The organism is Paraburkholderia ribeironis (assembly GCF_900019265.1).
GTDB classification, from domain to species: domain Bacteria; phylum Pseudomonadota; class Gammaproteobacteria; order Burkholderiales; family Burkholderiaceae; genus Paraburkholderia; species Paraburkholderia ribeironis.
Genome location: NZ_CYGX02000072.1, coordinates 1 through 16,359, shown reverse-complemented (window position 1 = coordinate 16,359; position 16,359 = coordinate 1). Strand labels below are relative to the sequence as shown.

The 16,359-nt window shown below is 64.6% G+C and carries 13 protein-coding genes; 2 read left to right on the top strand and 11 right to left on the bottom strand.

What is annotated here, in order from left to right:
- The first annotated feature begins 164 nt into the window (after positions 1 to 164).
- Entirely contained in the window at positions 165 to 1,565 is a 1,401-nt protein-coding gene (locus BN2475_RS27900; protein ID WP_094782678.1) for a trypsin-like peptidase domain-containing protein, read from the top strand.
- 54 nt (positions 1,566 to 1,619) lie between these two features.
- On the opposite strand, the gene BN2475_RS27895 is transcribed toward BN2475_RS27900, so the two are convergent.
- From BN2475_RS27895 to BN2475_RS27855, 8 genes are all read right to left on the bottom strand, one after another.
- Positions 1,620 to 3,068: an efflux transporter outer membrane subunit gene (locus BN2475_RS27895; protein ID WP_094782677.1), complete on the bottom strand. Its 1,449-nt coding sequence runs from the start codon at positions 3,066 to 3,068 to the stop codon at positions 1,620 to 1,622.
- Positions 3,061 to 6,258 carry a multidrug efflux RND transporter permease subunit gene (locus tag BN2475_RS27890; protein ID WP_094782676.1) on the bottom strand — a complete coding sequence of 1,066 codons (3,198 nt, stop codon included), beginning with the start codon at positions 6,256 to 6,258 and terminating at the stop codon, positions 3,061 to 3,063. Before BN2475_RS27890 ends, BN2475_RS27895 begins: the two co-directional genes overlap by 8 nt.
- 11 nt (positions 6,259 to 6,269) lie before the next feature.
- Complete coding sequence (locus BN2475_RS27885; protein WP_094782728.1) at positions 6,270 to 7,463, bottom strand: efflux RND transporter periplasmic adaptor subunit; 1,194 nt, start codon at positions 7,461 to 7,463, stop codon at positions 6,270 to 6,272.
- A gap of 596 nt (positions 7,464 to 8,059) precedes the next feature.
- The gene (locus tag BN2475_RS27875) at positions 8,060 to 8,956 is read right to left on the bottom strand and encodes an amino acid ABC transporter permease (RefSeq protein WP_094782674.1); all 897 of its coding nucleotides are present in this window, start codon (positions 8,954 to 8,956) and stop codon (positions 8,060 to 8,062) included.
- Entirely contained in the window at positions 8,953 to 9,597 is a 645-nt protein-coding gene (locus BN2475_RS27870) for an amino acid ABC transporter permease (protein WP_094782673.1), read from the bottom strand. The genes BN2475_RS27875 and BN2475_RS27870 overlap by 4 nt, the downstream gene beginning before the upstream one ends.
- A gap of 72 nt (positions 9,598 to 9,669) precedes the next feature.
- Entirely contained in the window at positions 9,670 to 10,449 is a 780-nt protein-coding gene (locus BN2475_RS27865) for a glutamate ABC transporter substrate-binding protein (RefSeq protein WP_094782672.1), read from the bottom strand.
- A 58-nt stretch (positions 10,450 to 10,507) separates the two neighbouring features.
- Positions 10,508 to 11,278, bottom strand: coding sequence for an amino acid ABC transporter ATP-binding protein (locus tag BN2475_RS27860; protein WP_281254283.1), 771 nt, complete (start codon positions 11,276 to 11,278; stop codon positions 10,508 to 10,510).
- The gene (locus BN2475_RS27855; protein WP_094782671.1) at positions 11,269 to 12,288 is read right to left on the bottom strand and encodes an asparaginase; all 1,020 of its coding nucleotides are present in this window, start codon (positions 12,286 to 12,288) and stop codon (positions 11,269 to 11,271) included. The genes BN2475_RS27860 and BN2475_RS27855 overlap by 10 nt, the downstream gene beginning before the upstream one ends.
- 101 nt (positions 12,289 to 12,389) lie before the next feature.
- On the opposite strand from BN2475_RS27855, the gene BN2475_RS27850 reads away from it, so the two are divergent.
- Positions 12,390 to 13,370, top strand: a complete 981-nt coding sequence (locus tag BN2475_RS27850) for a LysR family transcriptional regulator (RefSeq protein WP_245841639.1) — start codon at positions 12,390 to 12,392, stop codon at positions 13,368 to 13,370.
- 176 nt (positions 13,371 to 13,546) lie between these two features.
- Here BN2475_RS27850 and BN2475_RS27845 read toward each other — a convergent pair whose 3' ends face one another.
- The 3 genes from BN2475_RS27845 to BN2475_RS35105 form a co-directional block, all read right to left on the bottom strand.
- Positions 13,547 to 15,004, bottom strand: a complete 1,458-nt coding sequence (locus BN2475_RS27845; RefSeq protein ID WP_094782670.1) for an amino acid permease — start codon at positions 15,002 to 15,004, stop codon at positions 13,547 to 13,549.
- 391 nt (positions 15,005 to 15,395) lie between these two features.
- Positions 15,396 to 16,124, bottom strand: coding sequence for a hypothetical protein (locus tag BN2475_RS27840; protein WP_094782669.1), 729 nt, complete (start codon positions 16,122 to 16,124; stop codon positions 15,396 to 15,398).
- A gap of 19 nt (positions 16,125 to 16,143) precedes the next feature.
- The coding region (locus BN2475_RS35105) for a hypothetical protein (RefSeq protein ID WP_218023730.1) at positions 16,144 to 16,359 on the bottom strand (216 nt) is incomplete at its 5' end.

The following is a 16,359-nucleotide window of genomic DNA, read 5'->3' as shown; positions in this document are numbered from 1 at the left end:
TCAGCAACACTCACGGGGTACGATGAGTTCATGTACGTGCTGCGCTTTCTTGCGAGAGCGCGTCTGCGTGGCCGCTCTGATCGCTCACCATCTTTAAGCCTCCTTTAAGTGGAGGCCACTACATTACGCATCCTCCACGTAACCCATCGCAACAGTTCCAGACTATGACCACGAAGAAATATTGGCGCGGTAGCGTTGCCGCTTGTGCTGTGCTCGCGATCGCCGGCACTTATGCGATCAGCCACCGCAACGCCGACGCATCGGTCAGCAATGTTCAAGGCGACGCTGCCGCGAGCGCATCCTCCGGCATCGTCGGCACGCGCTCGTCCGCGCCGGACTTTTCCAGCATCGTTTCGCGCTACGGTCCCGCGGTCGTGCACATCGGTGCGAAACAGGCCGCATCCGTCGACGAAAACGGCGAACAGAGTCGCGGTGGGGAAGCGCTCGGATCGGGCTTCATCATCAGCCAGGATGGGTACGTGTTGACCAATAATCACGTCGTCGACGGCGCCGAGCGGGTGACCGTGAAGCTGACGGACGGCCGTGAGTTCCGCGCGCAGGTGATCGGCAAGGACAAGACCTCCGACGTCGCGGTGCTGAAGATCAACGCATCGAACCTGCCGACCGTGAAGATCGGCGACCCCGCCAACAGCAAGGTCGGCGAATGGGTGGTCGCGATCGGCTCGCCGTATGGCTTCGACAGCACGGTCACGTCCGGCATCATCAGCGCGAAAGCGCGCCAGTTCTCCGACGACAGCCCGATCCCGTTCATCCAGACCGACGTGCCGGTCAATCCGGGCAACTCGGGCGGTCCGCTGTTCAATCTGAACGGCGAAGTGATCGGTATCAACTCGATGATCTATTCGCGCACGGGCGGTTTCCAGGGTCTGTCGTTCGCGATTCCGATCGATGCGGCAATGCACGTGAAGGACCAGCTGGTGCGCACCGGGCACGTCAGCCGTGGTCGCATCGGCGTGGGTGTGCAGCCGCTCAGCGCCGAACAGGCGAAGTCGCTCGGTCTCGACGCGCCGCGTGGCGCGCTGGTCGGCTCGGTCGATCCGAACGGCCCCGCGCGGGCGGCCGGCTTGCGCGAGGGCGATGTGATCGTCGGCGTGAACGGCACGCGCATTGCGAACACGACGGAGTTGATGGCGCAGGTTTCGCAACTCGCGCCGGGCACCACGGCGAGCATCGACATCGTGCGTAACGGTGGTGAGCGCAAGCTGTCGGTGACGGTCGGTGCGCAATCGGGCGAAGTGGCGTCCGCTTCGCCGCGCACGCAGCAGCAGGAACAAGCGCGTCCGCGTCTTGGCGTTGCGGTGCGCCCGCTCACGGCGGACGAGCAGCAGGAAACCTCGTTGCCCGGCGGCGTGGTCGTGCAGCAGGCCGGCGGTCCGGCCGCGGCGGCAGGCATCCAGGCGGGCGACATCATCGTTGCGGTGGACGGCAAGGTGATTCGCGGCGTCGAACAGCTCAGGCAACTGATTGCGCAGGCCGGCGACACCGTCTCCGTCACGGTGGTGCGCGACGGTGAAGAAGCGTCGGTTTCCGTGACGCTTGGCTGATCTGCTGGCGCGACATCGCGCCAGGCACCGCGTGCGTAGTCCTGGCGCGGTGCGCTAGTTGGGCTGGTGGTTCCCGTCCGTTTGCGGCGCGTCGGGTCCGCCACCCAACGCGACGTAAAGCGAGACACCGTTTTGCAGCGCGGTGGCGCGAAGCTGAATCAGCTGCTGTTCTGCGGCGAAGAGATTGCGCCGCGCATCCACCACCTCCAGATAGATCGAAATGCCGTTCAGGTAGCGCAGCTCGGCCGTTTCCGCGAGCTGCCGCTGCGCTTCGACGGCCTGTTCCTGCGCCGCGATCTGTTCCTTGTAGCGTTGCCGTCCGACCAATGCATCGGACACCTCACGAAATGCCGTCTGCACGGCGTGCTGATAATTGGCGACCAATTCGTCGCGCCGCGCACGCGTCTGCGCGAGTTGAGCCTGACGCTGACCGGCGTCGAAAATCGGCATGTTGACCAGCGCGCCCACCGACCACACCTGTTGGCCAGGCACGAAAAGGTTGCCTAGTTCCGCCGACACATAACCGAAGTTGCCCGTCAGCGCGATGCGAGGGAAGAAGTCCGCGCGCGCGGCGCCGATATCCGCATCCGCCGCGCGAAGCTCCTGCTCGGCCTGCAGAATGTCGGGGCGATTGACCAGCAACGCTGACGGCAGCCCCGGGTCGAGTACGCCGAACTGGGCGGCGTCCACGATCGGCGGCCCAGGCGGCAACGTATCCTGGAGCGGACCGCCGACCAGCACCTCTAGCTGATTGCGCTGCTGCGCGGTCGATCTTTGCAGATCCGCCAACTGGGTCTGAGCCTGAGTCACGAGAATGGCGGCCTGCTCGTAATCGACCTTCGACGTCACGCCGGCGTCCAGCCGCAGTTTCGCGACCTCCAGCGCATACCGGCGACTCGCCAGCGTCCGCTCGGCGAGCGCGATGCCTTCTTCTCCCGACCGGATCGCATAGTAGTTCGCCGCGACGTTGCCGATCAGCGACAAACGGAACGCGCGCTGGGCCTCGACGCTCGCCAGATAGCGCAGGCGCGCGGCTTCGCTCACGTTGCGAACACGTCCCCAGAAGTCCAGTTCGAACGAGCTCACCACGGCCTGCACGTTGAACTGGTTGAATTGGACCGACACGTCCGTCTCGTTGAACTGCGGTTCGATCGAGCCGAGCGGGGTCTTGGTGCGCGTGGCGCTCGCGTTCGCGTTGACTTGCGGCAGGCGTGCCGCGTTCTGGATGCGATAGAAAGCGCGCGCCTGTTCGATGCGCGCGACCGACGCCGCGAGATCGCGGTTGCGTTGCAACGCCGTGGCGATCAGCAGCTTCAATTGCGGATCGGCGAAAAACGTTTCCCAGTCGATCTCGGCGGCCAGACGCGCGCCGGCCGCACCAGCGGTTGCCGACATGTCGAAGTGATCGGCGACCGGCAGCTCGGGCTGTCGGTACGTCGGCGCGAAATTGCATGCGGCGAGGGCGCACGCGCAGACGAGCGGAATCAGCAGGTGCTTACGCATCTTGCGGTCCTCCGCCTCGCGCGTCGTTTTCTGGCGCGGACTTCGGTGGATCGTCGAGCTCGCTGCGGCGCTTCTTGCGGCTCAGCCATCGGCGCGCGGCCACATAGAACAGCGGCGTGAAAAACACCCCGAACAGGGTCGCCGTGAGCATGCTGCCCATCACCCCCGTACCAACGGCCCGCCGGCTCGCGGCGCCGGCGCCGGCGGCGAGCACGAGCGGCATCATGCCGAGCACGAAGGTCACACTGGTCATCAGGATCGGACGCAGGCGCTGCTGCGCTCCGTCTTTTGCGGCGCTGACGGCGTCACTTCCTTCGGACTCCTCCTTGATCGCGAACTCGACGATCAGGATCGCGTTTTTCGCGGCGAGTCCGATGATCGTCACAAGCCCGATGTTGAAGTAGACGTCCGCCGAGAGGCCGCGCAGCATCGTCAGCAATACGGCGCCGATCACCCCGAACGGGATGATCAGCAGCACGGCCACAGGAATGGCCCAGCTTTCGTACAGCGCGGCGAGCAGCAGGAACACGACCACCAGCGACAGCCCAAGCAGCATGCCGATCTGACCGCCGGCCTGTTTCTCTTCGAAGGCGGTGCCGGTCCATTCGTACGTGAGGTTGCCGGTCAGCACGCGCGACGCGATGCGTTCCATCTCGGCGAGCGCCGCGCCGCTCGAACGACCGGGGGCAGCCTGACCGGACAAGGTCGCCGACGGGAAGCCGTTATAGCGTTCGAGCTGCTGCGGACCGGAAATCCAGCGAACGCGGCTGAACGCCGAGAACGGCACCATCTCGCCCTGGCTGTTGCGAAGCCGCAGCGCGCTCACGTCTTCCGCTCTCATGCGCTGCGCGGCATCCGCCTGCAGAAACACCCGCAGCACGTTGCCCTCGAACACGAAGTCGTTCACATAGTTCGAGCCGAACGAGAGCGCCAGCGCCTGATTCACCTGGCCGATCTGCAGGCCTAGCGCACGCGCCTTGACGCGGTCGATTTCCAAGTACAGTTGCGGCGCCTCGGGCAAGCCCTCCGGACGCACGCCCGCAATGACAGGGCTTTGCGACGCCTCGATCATGATGCGCTGCGCGGCCTGTTGCAGCGCTTCGCCGCCGACCCCGCTACGATCCTGGACCTTCATCGTGAAGCCCGTCGCATTGCCCAGCGATGGAATGGCTGGCGGGTCGAGCGCGAAAATCGTCGCCTCTGGAATCTGCCGGAACGCGGCATTGGCGCGGCGCACCAGCGCGCTCGCGGAGTTCTCCTCGCCGCGGCGCTCGCCCCACGGCGTCAGATCGACGAAGGACAGCGCAGCCGATTGTCCCTGGCCGAAAAAGCTGAAGCCTGTGACGGACGCAATATTGCGAACCTGCGGTTGTTGCCGCAGAAAGGCTTCGACCTGGTGGATCGCCTGTTCCGTGCGTTGTTCCGTGGAACCCGGCGCGCCGGTATACGTAATGAACAGATGCCCCTGGTCCTCGGTCGGCAGGAAGCCGCCCGGCAGGCGCACGAAAAGATAGGCGGTGATCACGCAGGCCACGGCGAAAACCAGCAGCCAGCGCAGCGGTGCGCGCAGCATCGCATCGACGCCGCGGATGTAGCGATCGGTGCCCGCGCCGAGCATGCGGTTGAAGCCGTCGAAGACCCGCTGCAACAGCTTCGCGGCTGGACCCTTCGACTTCGGGCCGTCGGTCGTCTCGTTTCTCAGCAGGGCAGCGCACAGTGCTGCGCCGAGCGTGAGCGCGAGCAGCGTGGACAGCAGAATCGACACAGCCAGCGTGACCGAGAATTGCCGATAAATGCCGCCGGTGGAGCCGGGGAAGAACGCCATCGGGATGAACACCGCGACCAGCACCAGCGTGCTCGCGATCACCGCGCCGGAGATCTGGCCGATCGCCTTGACGGTGGCGCGCGGTGCGCTGATTCCTTCTTCGCGCATGATGCGCGCAACGTTCTCGACCACCACGATCGCATCGTCGTTGAGGATACCGATCGCCACCACCATGCCGAACAGCGACAGAATATTGATCGACAGCCCGAACAGATACAGCCCCGCACAGGTGCCGATCAACGCAACCGGCACCACCAGCGTCGGTATCAGCGTAGCGCGCCAGTCCTGCAGGAACAGGAACACCACGACGGTGACGAGTAGCAGCGCCTCGATCATCGTGCGCACCACGCCCTGGACCGACGTGGTGATGAACGGCGTGGTATCGAACGGCACGGTCCACGTGACGCCGCGCGGGAACGTGGACTGCAATTCGGTCATGCGCTTGCGCACGTTGTTGGCCACCGCGAGCGCGTTCGCGCCGCTCGCGAGCTGGATCGCAATGCCGGCCGATTCCTTGCCGTTGACGGTGAGCCGGTTGCCATAGCTGTCGTTGCCGAGTTCGACCCGGGCGACGTCGCCAAGCCGCACCGTCGAGCCGTCCGGATTGGCGCGCACGATGATCTCGCGAAACTGCTCGGGGGTCGAGAAGCGGCTTTGCGTGACGATCTGCGCGGTGAACTCGGAACCGCCCGCATTGGGCTGGTCGCCGAGTCCGCCGCCAGCGGTCTGGCTGTTCTGTTCCTGCACCGCTGTCAGCACCTCGCTCGCGGACAGGCCGAAGCCCGCCAGCTTGCGCTGATCCAGCCAGATCCGCATCGCGTACGACGACCCGAACAATTGCACGTCGCCCACGCCGTCGATGCGGCGCAACTCGTTGACGATGTTGTTCGATGCAAAGTTGCCCATCGCCACCGCGTTGATGGTGCCGTCGCTGGTCTGCAACGCGAGCAGCATCAGGAAGCCCGTCGACGCCTTGGTCACGCGCACGCCGAGTTGCCGGACCTCCAGCGGCAGGCGCGGCTCGACGCGGCTCAGACGGTCCTGCACCTGAGTGCGCGCGATGTCGAGATTGGTGCCGGGTTTGAGCACCACCGTGATCTGCGCGGTGCCGTTGGAGCGGCTGACCGACGACATGTAGAGAAAATTCTCGATGCCGTTCATCTCGTCTTCGATGATCGAGGTCACGGTGCGCTCGAGCGTGCGCGCGTCGGCGCCGTTGAAGCTGGCCTGAATGGTGAGCGAAGGCGGCGCGACGTCGGGATACTGTTCGATCGGCAAAAGCGCGATCGCGAGTGCGCCGAACAGCAGCGTGAAAAGGGCGATGACCCAGGCGAAGACGGGACGGGAAACGAAGAAACGGTTCATCGGCGCGCCCGTCAGCGCGAGGCCGGAGCCGGAGCAGGCGCCGGTGCCGGTGCAGAGCCTGGCGCGGGCCGGGCATCGACATGCTGGCCGGGCTGGACCTTCTGCCATCCGTCGACGATGATGCGCTCGCCGGGCTTCAGCCCATCGCGCACGGTCCACCGTCCTGCGCCTTGTTCGCCGAGATCGATGTTGCGGCGAAACACGGTGCCGTCGTCCGCGACGAGCGCGACGCTGGCGACACCGTTCTCCAGTTGCACCGCCCGTTCGGGAATCCGGATGCCCTGCCGGTTGCCGCTTTTGATAATGCGTCCACGCACGAACTGGCCGGGCAGGAGCGTGCGCGACGGATTGTCGAACCGGGCACGCACCGTTTGCGTGCCCGTCGACGGATCGACGACCAGATCGGCGAAGTCGAGAAAGCCGCGCTCGTCATAGACCTGGCCGTTGGCGAGCAGCAGCTTGACCTCGACATGTTTCATATCGATCGCCTCACGCGCGCCAGATTGAATCTGCTGCTCGACGTCGAGCATCGCGGTATTCGACTGCGTGAACACCGCATTGATCGGCGTGAGCTGATTGACCTGCGCGAGCAGCGTGGCCCCGCTGGCGCTCACGAGCGCGCCTTCGGTGACTAGCGCGCGGCCCACGCGTCCGGCAATCGGCGTGCGGACGATGCAGCGATCGAGCCGCAACTGCGCGAGGGTCACCGCGGCCTGCGCATCGGCGACGCTCGCCTGCGCCTGCTGCAGCGTCGCGAGCGCGGCGTCGTATTCCTGCGCGCTGACCGCCTGGCGGCCGACCAACGGTTTGAAGCGCGCGACGACCGACGCCGAGTTGTCGCGGGTCGAGACTGCGCGCGCCAACGCAGCCTTGGCCTGTTGCAGCTGCGCGCGATAGTCGCGCGGATCGATCTGGAAGAGCGGGGCGTTTGCCGGCAGATCGGTGCCTTCCTGATACAGCGTGCGTTCGACGATACCGTCGACGCGCGCACGAATCTCCGCCGAGCGGACTGCCTCGATCCGGCCAGGCAATTCGACGACATCGGCAACGCTCGACGCGGAAATCGTTTCCACGAGCACGGGCACGGGCGGCATGGCTGCCACTGGCGCGTCGTTGTGCTCGCCGCATGCGCCGAGCACGAGCGGCAAACCGGCGGCGACGCACGCCAAGACTCGACTACGCAGGCAGGATGCGGAGCTGGGCAAGAGAAACTCCTTGTTCAAGGCACTCTTTATTGCTTCAGATCGCTACGGTCTTACGGTCGGCAGTCTTTTATGTTTGACAGGTTTTCAGTAATCTGGAATTCGCTTTCATCCGGAAAGCTGACGCGCCATTTCGGAGTCCGCGAAAAACGCTGGTTGATCTTACAATGTTCGATTTGCTTGTCAAACGCCGATGGGTCACTGCAATTGGCGCTGACATGATGCGGCCCGCACGCGAAGTCAGTCTAATACATGTGGCCGCGGTGTGGTGCATCTCTAGCGGCGGTTCTCGCCGTATTGTTTTGGGCCCGATGGCGGCCCACGAAGATTACCGGCTATTGATGCCTTTTATCGGCGACTATTCATCCTGACTCAGCCGGCGCAAGTGCAATACATCGGCCGGTTCGCACACGCGAGGATTAAGTTTTTTATAGTGGCTTTATAGCGGCTTTATAGCGATTGCGATTTGAGCCGAAGGCGGGCGACATAATAAGGATTGCGTATGTTAAAGCCCGCCAGCCGGGAATGGACGCGCCGCTCGCGTTGTGCGCGATGGCGCAGCAACCTCGGGCGCGCCGCCCGAGGCCGGGACCCGGTCTCTACTCCCGTGGACTGGCGCTGACGATCGAAGCGCCGATCTCGGCCGCAACGTCGGAGGACATGGTCATGCCGGAGCGCGCCGTGCTTTTCGCAGGCGCCCGCCCTTGACGGCGCATCACCCAGCGCTTCAGATACAGCAGCGCGGCGCTCACCACGCCATACATCAGCGTGACGATGAATGCCGCCTGCAGCAGCGATTGCGGCGCATAGCTCGACACGTCCTGCGAGCGATGCAGCAGCTCGTCATACGGAATTACGTAGCCGAGCGACGTGTCCTGCACGATCGCAAGGACCGAACTGATCAGCGCCGGCAACATGCTGCGCAGCGCCTGCGGCAGCACGACATACAGCATGGCCTGCGCAGGGCGCAGGCCGAGCGCGAGCGCGGCCTCACACTGTCCGCGTGGCAGCGACAGGATGCCAGCGCGCACGACTTCGGCGGTCAGCGCCGAGTGGTGCAGCGCCATCGCGAACACGAGAAAGCCCAGCGCCGGCCAGTCGAAGCCGAGCGAGGGCAGCTCGATCACCATGAACAGGATCAGCAGCAGCAACGGGATCGCGCGGAAAAACTCGATATAGGCGCCGGCCAGCCTGCTGACCCACGGCCGCTTCGAAAGCCGCCAGAGCGCTAGCGGCAACGCCATCGCAAACGCAACCAGCGCTGAACAGGCAGCCGCCGCGATCGTCGACACCAGACCGTCGAACAAAAACTTCGCGGTGCCCCAATGCAGGAAGATCGCCCACTTGTCCGCTTCGAACTGGCCGCTTGCTTCGAGACGGATGCCGATCGCCACGAGCAGGCCGCAGACGGCAAGCGCGCTCAGCACCGAGACAGCGCGCTGCCGCCGCCGCCCAACCGGGCCCGGCGCTTCGTAGAGCGCGTTGGGGCGGCTCATCGCGCCACCGCCATTTTCTGTTCGAGCCGCCGCATCAGAAGGCCGAGCGGAATCGTCAGGACCATGTAGGCGAGCATCGCGCTCGCGAACGTCGGCACGGCCTGGGCGGTCTCGAAGTTGATGCGTTGCGCCGTATAGGTGATGTCGAATACGCCGATCGCCGCCGCGATCGACGAAGCCTTGATCTGGTTGACGAACAGGTTGCCGAGGGGCGGAATCACCGTGCGCATCGCCTGCGGGATCACCACGTTCGACAACACCTGCACGAAGCTCATGCCGATGCTGCGCGCGGCCTCGACCTGCCCGGCGGGCACCGCATTGACGCCGGCCTTGAGCACCTCGGCCACCCACGCCGCGGTGTAGAAGCCGAGCACGAGCACCGACGACGCCGTCAGCGAATACATGAACCCGAGCTTCGGCAAGCCGAACACGAAGAGCAGCAGCAGCGCGAGCAACGGCGTCATGCGCATGATTTCGATGTACGTCGCCGCACACCAGCGCAGCGGCGCGAGCGGCCCCACGGCCATCACCATCAGGGCGACGCCGAGCGCGAACGCCATCGCGAACGACAGCGCGGTCAGCTCGATCGTGACGCCCATCGCTTCGATGAAGCGCCACGCAAACGGCAGCAGGGAAGTCATCCAGCGAATCAGGTTTCAGCGTTCGATCGTCGGCACCTGCGGCTTGCCGAGCGTGCCTTCCAGGTTCTTCGCTTAGAGCCTGTTCCAGGTGCCGTCCTTGATCGACTCCGCGAGCTGCGTGTTGATCCAGTCACGAAACACCGCGTCGTCCTTCGCGACACCCATCCCGTACGGCTCCTGCGTGAACGGCTTGCCGACGATGCGGAATTTGTTCGGCTGGCGCAGCGATTCGCCCGCCAGCGTCGCGCCGTCGTCGACGTAGGCATCGACCCGGCCGTCGGCGACGCCCTCGACGCACGCGGCCGTGTCGTTGAACGTCACGAACTTCGCTTGCGGCGCGAGCTTTTTCACGTTGTCTTCGACGGTCGTGCCGTTCAGCACGCAGGCCGTCTTGCCGGCAAGATCCGTCACGCCGTGGATCGACGTGTCGTCGCGGCGGGTCAGGATGTCCTGGCCGGCGACGTAGTAAGGACCGGCGAAGCCGATCACTTTCTTGCGCGCGTCATTGATGGTCAGCGTGGCGATCACGACGTCGACGCGGCCGTTCTGCACGAATGGCAAGCGGTTTTCGGTGGTCGTCTTGACCCATTCGACGTTGTCCGCCGAGCCGGTCAGCTTCTTCGCCAGCAGGCGCGCGAGGTCGCCTTCGAAGCCCTCGGTCTGGCCCGTCATCGGATTGCGCACCGAGAACATCAGCGTGTTGAGCGATGTGCCCACCACCAGCTTGCCCTTTTTCTGGATCTTCGCCATCGTTGAATCGGCGGGAAAGCTGTCCGCGTGGGCCGGCGCAGTAACCGCGATAAGCGCAGCGGCGACACATGACGTCAGGACTGCAATCGATTTGAAACGCATGGTGGTATCTCCTCTGTTATACGAGCCAGCTTGGCCCTGTCGAATCAGTCGATGGAAATCAGTGCTCCAGCATCCTGGAGAGAAAATCACGCGCTCGTTCGGAGCGGGGCGCGCGAAAGAACGATGCCGGCTCGGCGATTTCGACGATGCGCCCGCCGTCCATGAACACGATCCGGTCCGCCGCCTGGCGCGCAAACCCCATTTCGTGCGTGACGACGATCATCGTCATGCCGCTGCGGGCGAGTTCGAGCATCACGGCCAGCACTTCGCTGACCATCTCGGGATCGAGCGCGGAGGTCGGTTCGTCGAACAGCATCACCTGCGGTTGCATCGCCAGCGCGCGGGCCAGCGCGACCCGCTGCTGCTGGCCACCCGACAGTTCGGCGGGGACCGTGTCGGCCTTGTGCGCGAGACCGACGCGCTCGAGCAGCCGGCGCGCGTGCGCTTCGGCTTCGGCGCGCGACTGGCGCAGTACCTTGCGCGGACCCATCGCGACGTTCTGCAGCACCGTGCGGTGCGAAAAAAGGTTGAACGACTGGAACACCATGCCGATCTGCGCGCGCATCGCCGCGAGCGCGCGGCCTTCTTCCGGCAGACGCTCGCCGGCGACGCGGATCTCGCCGGAATCGATGCTCTCCAGCCGGTTGATGCAGCGGCACAACGTCGACTTGCCCGAGCCCGATGGCCCGATCACGACGACGACCTCGCCCGGCGCGACGTCGAGATCGACATCGAACAGCACCTGCTGCGCGCCGAACGACTTGTTCACGCCGCGCAGCGAGACCAGCGGCGCGGCCGCGCCGACCTGCGCGCAGTCGTTCATACCCATGTCAGCTGCACCGTGGCCTTGAGTTGCCCGACCGCGATGCCGCGCACATTGCGCAGCACCGGATCGGCCCAGCGGGCGAGCGCCGTGCCCTCGACCGCGAGCGGCAAGCCGAGTTGCTGCAGCACAGCGATGGTCGTTGCGTACACCGCGCTGAAGTCGCCGTCGGCCATTTTCACCGCCACGCCGATGCCGGTGCTGCGCACGCCGATGGTGTGCACGCCGTCGGCGCCGACCTTCGCCACCCAGTCGCCGCCCGATGCTTCGGCCAGCGCGAGATCGCAACGGCCCGTGCCCGACACCATGCGCGGATGCGCGGCCATCGCTGCGAAGATGCGGGCGAGCGCCGCGTCGGTGCTGGCGCCCGCGCCGGATGTGCCGGCGGCCAGCCGGGCCCACATCATCGCGAGGCGCGACAAGGGCATGCCGAGGTTCGGCGCGCTGCAACCGTCGATGCCATACCACAGCTCCTCTTCGGGCAGGCCGGCCAGGCGCGCGACCTCCCGGCCGATTGCGCGCTGCAGTTCGTGCTCGCGCTCCAGGTAGCTCGCCCGGGCATAGCCGTGCATGCAGCAATAGCCGAGAAAGCCGGTGTGCTTGCCCGAACAGTTGTGATGACGCTGGTCGAACACGCTGCCGCGCGGCGGCAGATTGTGCTCGCTGTAGTAGTCGGGCATGTGCACGCCGCAGCGCAGGTCGGATTCCGTCATGCCGATCTTGGCGAGCATGGCCGTGACAGCGTCGACGTGGATGTCCTCGCCACCGTGGCTCGCGCAGGTCAGCGCGAGCTCGGCGTCGGTAAAGCCGAAATGACCGGGGCCGCCGTCGCGTACGAACGGCAGTGCCTGGAAGGGTTTGAGCGTCGAGCGGGAAAACACCCACGCGTGCGGATCGCCCGCGTGGGCGAGGAGCGCACCGCTGGCGTCAACCACCGCCACCGATCCCCAGTGGATGCACTCCACATGCGCGTTACGGGTGGCGACGACGAGCGGGACGTGCGAGGGGAGGGTCATTGCATGCTTTCGGGGTCGATCAGGTAGAAGGGAGTTTAATTATTGCAATAAAAAGCAATTAGACGTAATTTGGAAAATGGTTTTGCACTGGACGCAACGCAATGATGCCTTCAAAAAAAGCAAACGAAGTTGGTCTCGATCACCTGGGCGCGATGCGCGCGCTGCTGCGGATCGTCGAACTGGGCAGTTTCTCTGCAGCGGCGCGCGAGCTGAAGGTCGCGACATCCACGATCGCGCGCAAGATCAGTGCGCTCGAAGACATGCTGGGTGTGTCGCTGCTGCATCGCTCGACCCATCATGTCGCGTTGACCGAAGCGGGCAATCTGTACCACGCGCGGGCGGTGTCGATGATTGCGGATCTCGACGACACACTGCGCGTGGTCGCTGAACTCGATAGCGCACCGAGCGGCCCGTTGAAGCTGACCGCGCCGGTCGCGTTCGGACGCCGCTATCTGGCGCCGCTCGTCGCGCCTTTCCTCGAGCGGTATCCGGGCGTTCAGCTCGATCTTCGCCTAACCGACAACCACAACGATATGGTGATGGGCGGCTTCGATCTGGACATCCACGAAGGCGAGAACTATCTCGACAACCTGATCGTGCAGCCGATCTCGCGCAACGACAGCATCCTGTGCGCCGCCCCCGCGTACTTCGCGCGACGCGGACGGCCGCAAGCGCCCGCCGATCTGGCGCAGCACAACTGTCTGCGCTATCTGCATCCGGAGGGCGATCCCCGTTGGCATCTGACGGATGGCGCGACGGTGCAGTCGGTGCTGCCGTCGGGCAACCTGCAGTCGGACCACTCGGAGCTGCTGCTGGAGGCGACGCGGGCGGGACTCGGGATTGCCGAGTTCGAGATCTGGCTGATTCGCGATCTGCTCGTGAGCGGCGAGCTGGAGGTCGCGTTGCCGGGCTACCGGTTGGAGAACGCGCTGACCGGCCGGCAGATTTACATGGCCTATCTGCCGAACCGGCGCTTCTCGACCAAGGTGCGCGTGCTGCGCGAGTTCATGGCCGAGCGGTTAAAGGGCATTGGCGAATTGCCGGATCGCGAGCTGGTGCCGTCTCCCGCGGAAAGAGCCTGAGCGCGCGGGACGGTGGCCTCGCGGGAGGCGCATGGGCGTCGGGGCAGCGGGGGGAGCCCGGGAGCGCATGGCAATCCGCGCTCGCGCGACTGGCTGGGCGAAGGGCAGGGTAGTCGACTGCGTGTCTCGATCCATGTCCTCGCGCTCAGTGCCGCGCCATAGGCGGCTCAATCCGCTCAACGCCGCTCGGGAAAGCGCAGCATCGAATGATTGCGGCCGTACGACAGGTAGATGGTCATCCCGATCACCAGCCACACGACAAGCCGCATCCACGTGACGAGCGGCAGACCCACCATCAGCAGCAGACAGAACAGGATTCCCAGCACCGGCACGACCGGCACGCCCGGCACCCGGAACGGCCGCATCGCGGAGGCGTCGCTGCGCCGCAGATACATCACCGCGCCGCACACGAGGATGAACGCAAACAGTGTGCCGATGCTGACCATCTCCCCGAGCACGCCGATCGGCGTCAGCGCCGCGACGATCGCAACGACCGTGCCGATCAGCATCTGACTCAGATGCGGCGTATGCAGGCGCGGATGAACCCGCGCGAAGAGCGGCGGCAACAAGCCGTCCTGCGACATCGTGAAGAAGATGCGGCTCTGTCCGTACAGCAACACCAGAATCACCGTGGTCAGTCCAGTCAGCGCGCCGATCTTGATCAGGATCGAGAACCACGTAAAGCCGATAGCGTCGACGCCCTTGGCGATCGGATCGGGAACATTCAGGTCTCCGTAAGGTACGAGCCCGGTGAGCACGCCCGCGACCAGGATGTAGAGCAGGGTGCAGATGATCAGCGATCCAAGGATGCCGATCGGCATGTCGCGCTGCGGTCGTTTCGCTTCCTGCGCGGCAGTGGATACCGCATCGAAACCGATGAACGCGAAGAACACCACGGCCGAGCCACGCAGAATGCCGCTCATGCCATAGCTGCCGAACTTGCCGGTGTTCGCCGGAATGAACGGATGCCAGTTCGCCGGATTGATAAAGAACATGCCGATCGCGATGAAGGCGACCACCACGACCAGCTTGACCGCCACCATCACGTTGTTCAGCCGCGCGGACTCCTTGGTGCCGAGCACCAGCATGGTGGTGAGAATCGCGATGATCACCACCGCCGGCAGATTGACGACGCCGGTCGCGGTGGTGCCGTCGGCGAGCTTGATGACGGTGCCCGGCGCGGTGGCCAGTACCGGCGGGATATTGATGCCCACGTCACGCAGCAGGCTCACGATATAGCCGGACCACCCGACCGCGACGGTCGCCGCGCCCATCGCGTATTCGAGGATCAGGTCCCAGCCGATGATCCACGCGAAGATTTCGCCCAACGTCGCATAGGTGTAGGTGTAGCTGCTGCCGCAAACGGGCAGCATGGCGGCGAGTTCCGAATAGCACAGGCCGACGAACGCGCACGCGATACCGCCGAGCACGAACGACAACATGATGCCAGGGCCGGCGAACTGTGCCGCGGCGGTGCCCGTCAGCACGAAGATGCCGGCGCCGATGATCGCGCCGATGCCCATCGCCGTGATGCTGGCGGCGCCGAGCGTCTTCGACAGCGCATGGCCTTCGACGTCCGCGCTGCCGACGATGTCTGCGATGGATTTCCTTGCCATGTAGCTGGTATCGGCCATGATGAGTCGTCCCGTTCAATGGTGTTTGAGCACGAACCGACCCAGCCTGCTTCGGCTCGCTGGAGCACGACAAAAGCATCTGTTGGTATTGAAAACTGGCAGCAGCTGAGCGCGAAGGAAATCCTGAAATCAGTGTATTCCGGATCAAGCCTAAAGTGAAACGTCTGCTTTGGCCGCGAGGGCGGACGAGGGAGTGCCGACGGTCTCGCGAACAGGCGTCGCAAGCTTGCGCTGCGCGGCAGTCTCAGTGCCGATCCGGGCGAGCGCGCTGCGCATCGGCGTCACTCAATGATTGGCCGTGCGCCGGCCGTGACCGGCGCTCGCAGATAGCGGCGGTTCGTGGCCATGTCAATCGGATAGCAATGGTTCGCCGCCGTGCAACGGCAACACGTCACGGGATGCGCACGCGCCGCAGTATCTCGCTCAAACCGAGCGAGTAGCCGGGATCGTAGTAATGAATCAACAGCGTGCGACGCTGGCCGCCCTGCACATCGAGGTTGGCGTGCTGGAGGGCGAAGCCGTTGAACACATAGACGCTGCCAACCTGCACGGGTATGCGTGCGCAGTTGCCGCGACGCAGATCGTGCAGCGTCAGCCATTTGCGCCAGCTGAACGGCAGTTTGCGCTGTATGCCGTGGCGCAACTTGCATACCACATTGCCTGGCGTGGATACCGACAGACGCGGCCGTCGATACATGACGAGGTCACCGTTGCAGACACCGTCCGACGCCAGTTGCAGCGGAATCAGCAGCGTCAGCAAGTGCGAATCGTAATGACGGCAATGGCTCTCCGCGAGCGTTGCGTTGCTCGAATAGCGCAACACGTGAAACGGTTCGCGGGGCAAATCCGTCAGACCGGCTATCGCCGCCATCGCACGCGCATTCGCGCAGATGGTCCGTTCGAGCTCCCGGAATACCGGATCGCGACGTAACAGTTCTGCGGCGGCGGCACATGACTGGGAGCGCTGCGGCGCGTCGCCAAACACACGATCGATGACCTTGTTGATCTCGACAATCGTCTGGATCGGAATCACATCATGAAAGGCCTTCAGCGCGACGCCTTTTTCGATTCGAATCCGCTTCGCCCCGATATGTCCTGACGCATTTGACAGCGATTGCATGAACGGAATCTCTCGATAGTTATAGATAGGACGATAACAAAATATTCTTTCCGTGGAGCCTCCAATGTGCGCCAGCGAACACAAACGTATGACGTGGATGCGACATCGATTTGCGCAACTTCGACTTGTCGGTGAAATCGGTCAAAGGTTCGCCGGGCGCGGCTTTGCGGATGGGTACGGGTTCGCTGATACGTCCCGGATATTCGCTACAACCACTGTCAAAGCCATTCTGAAA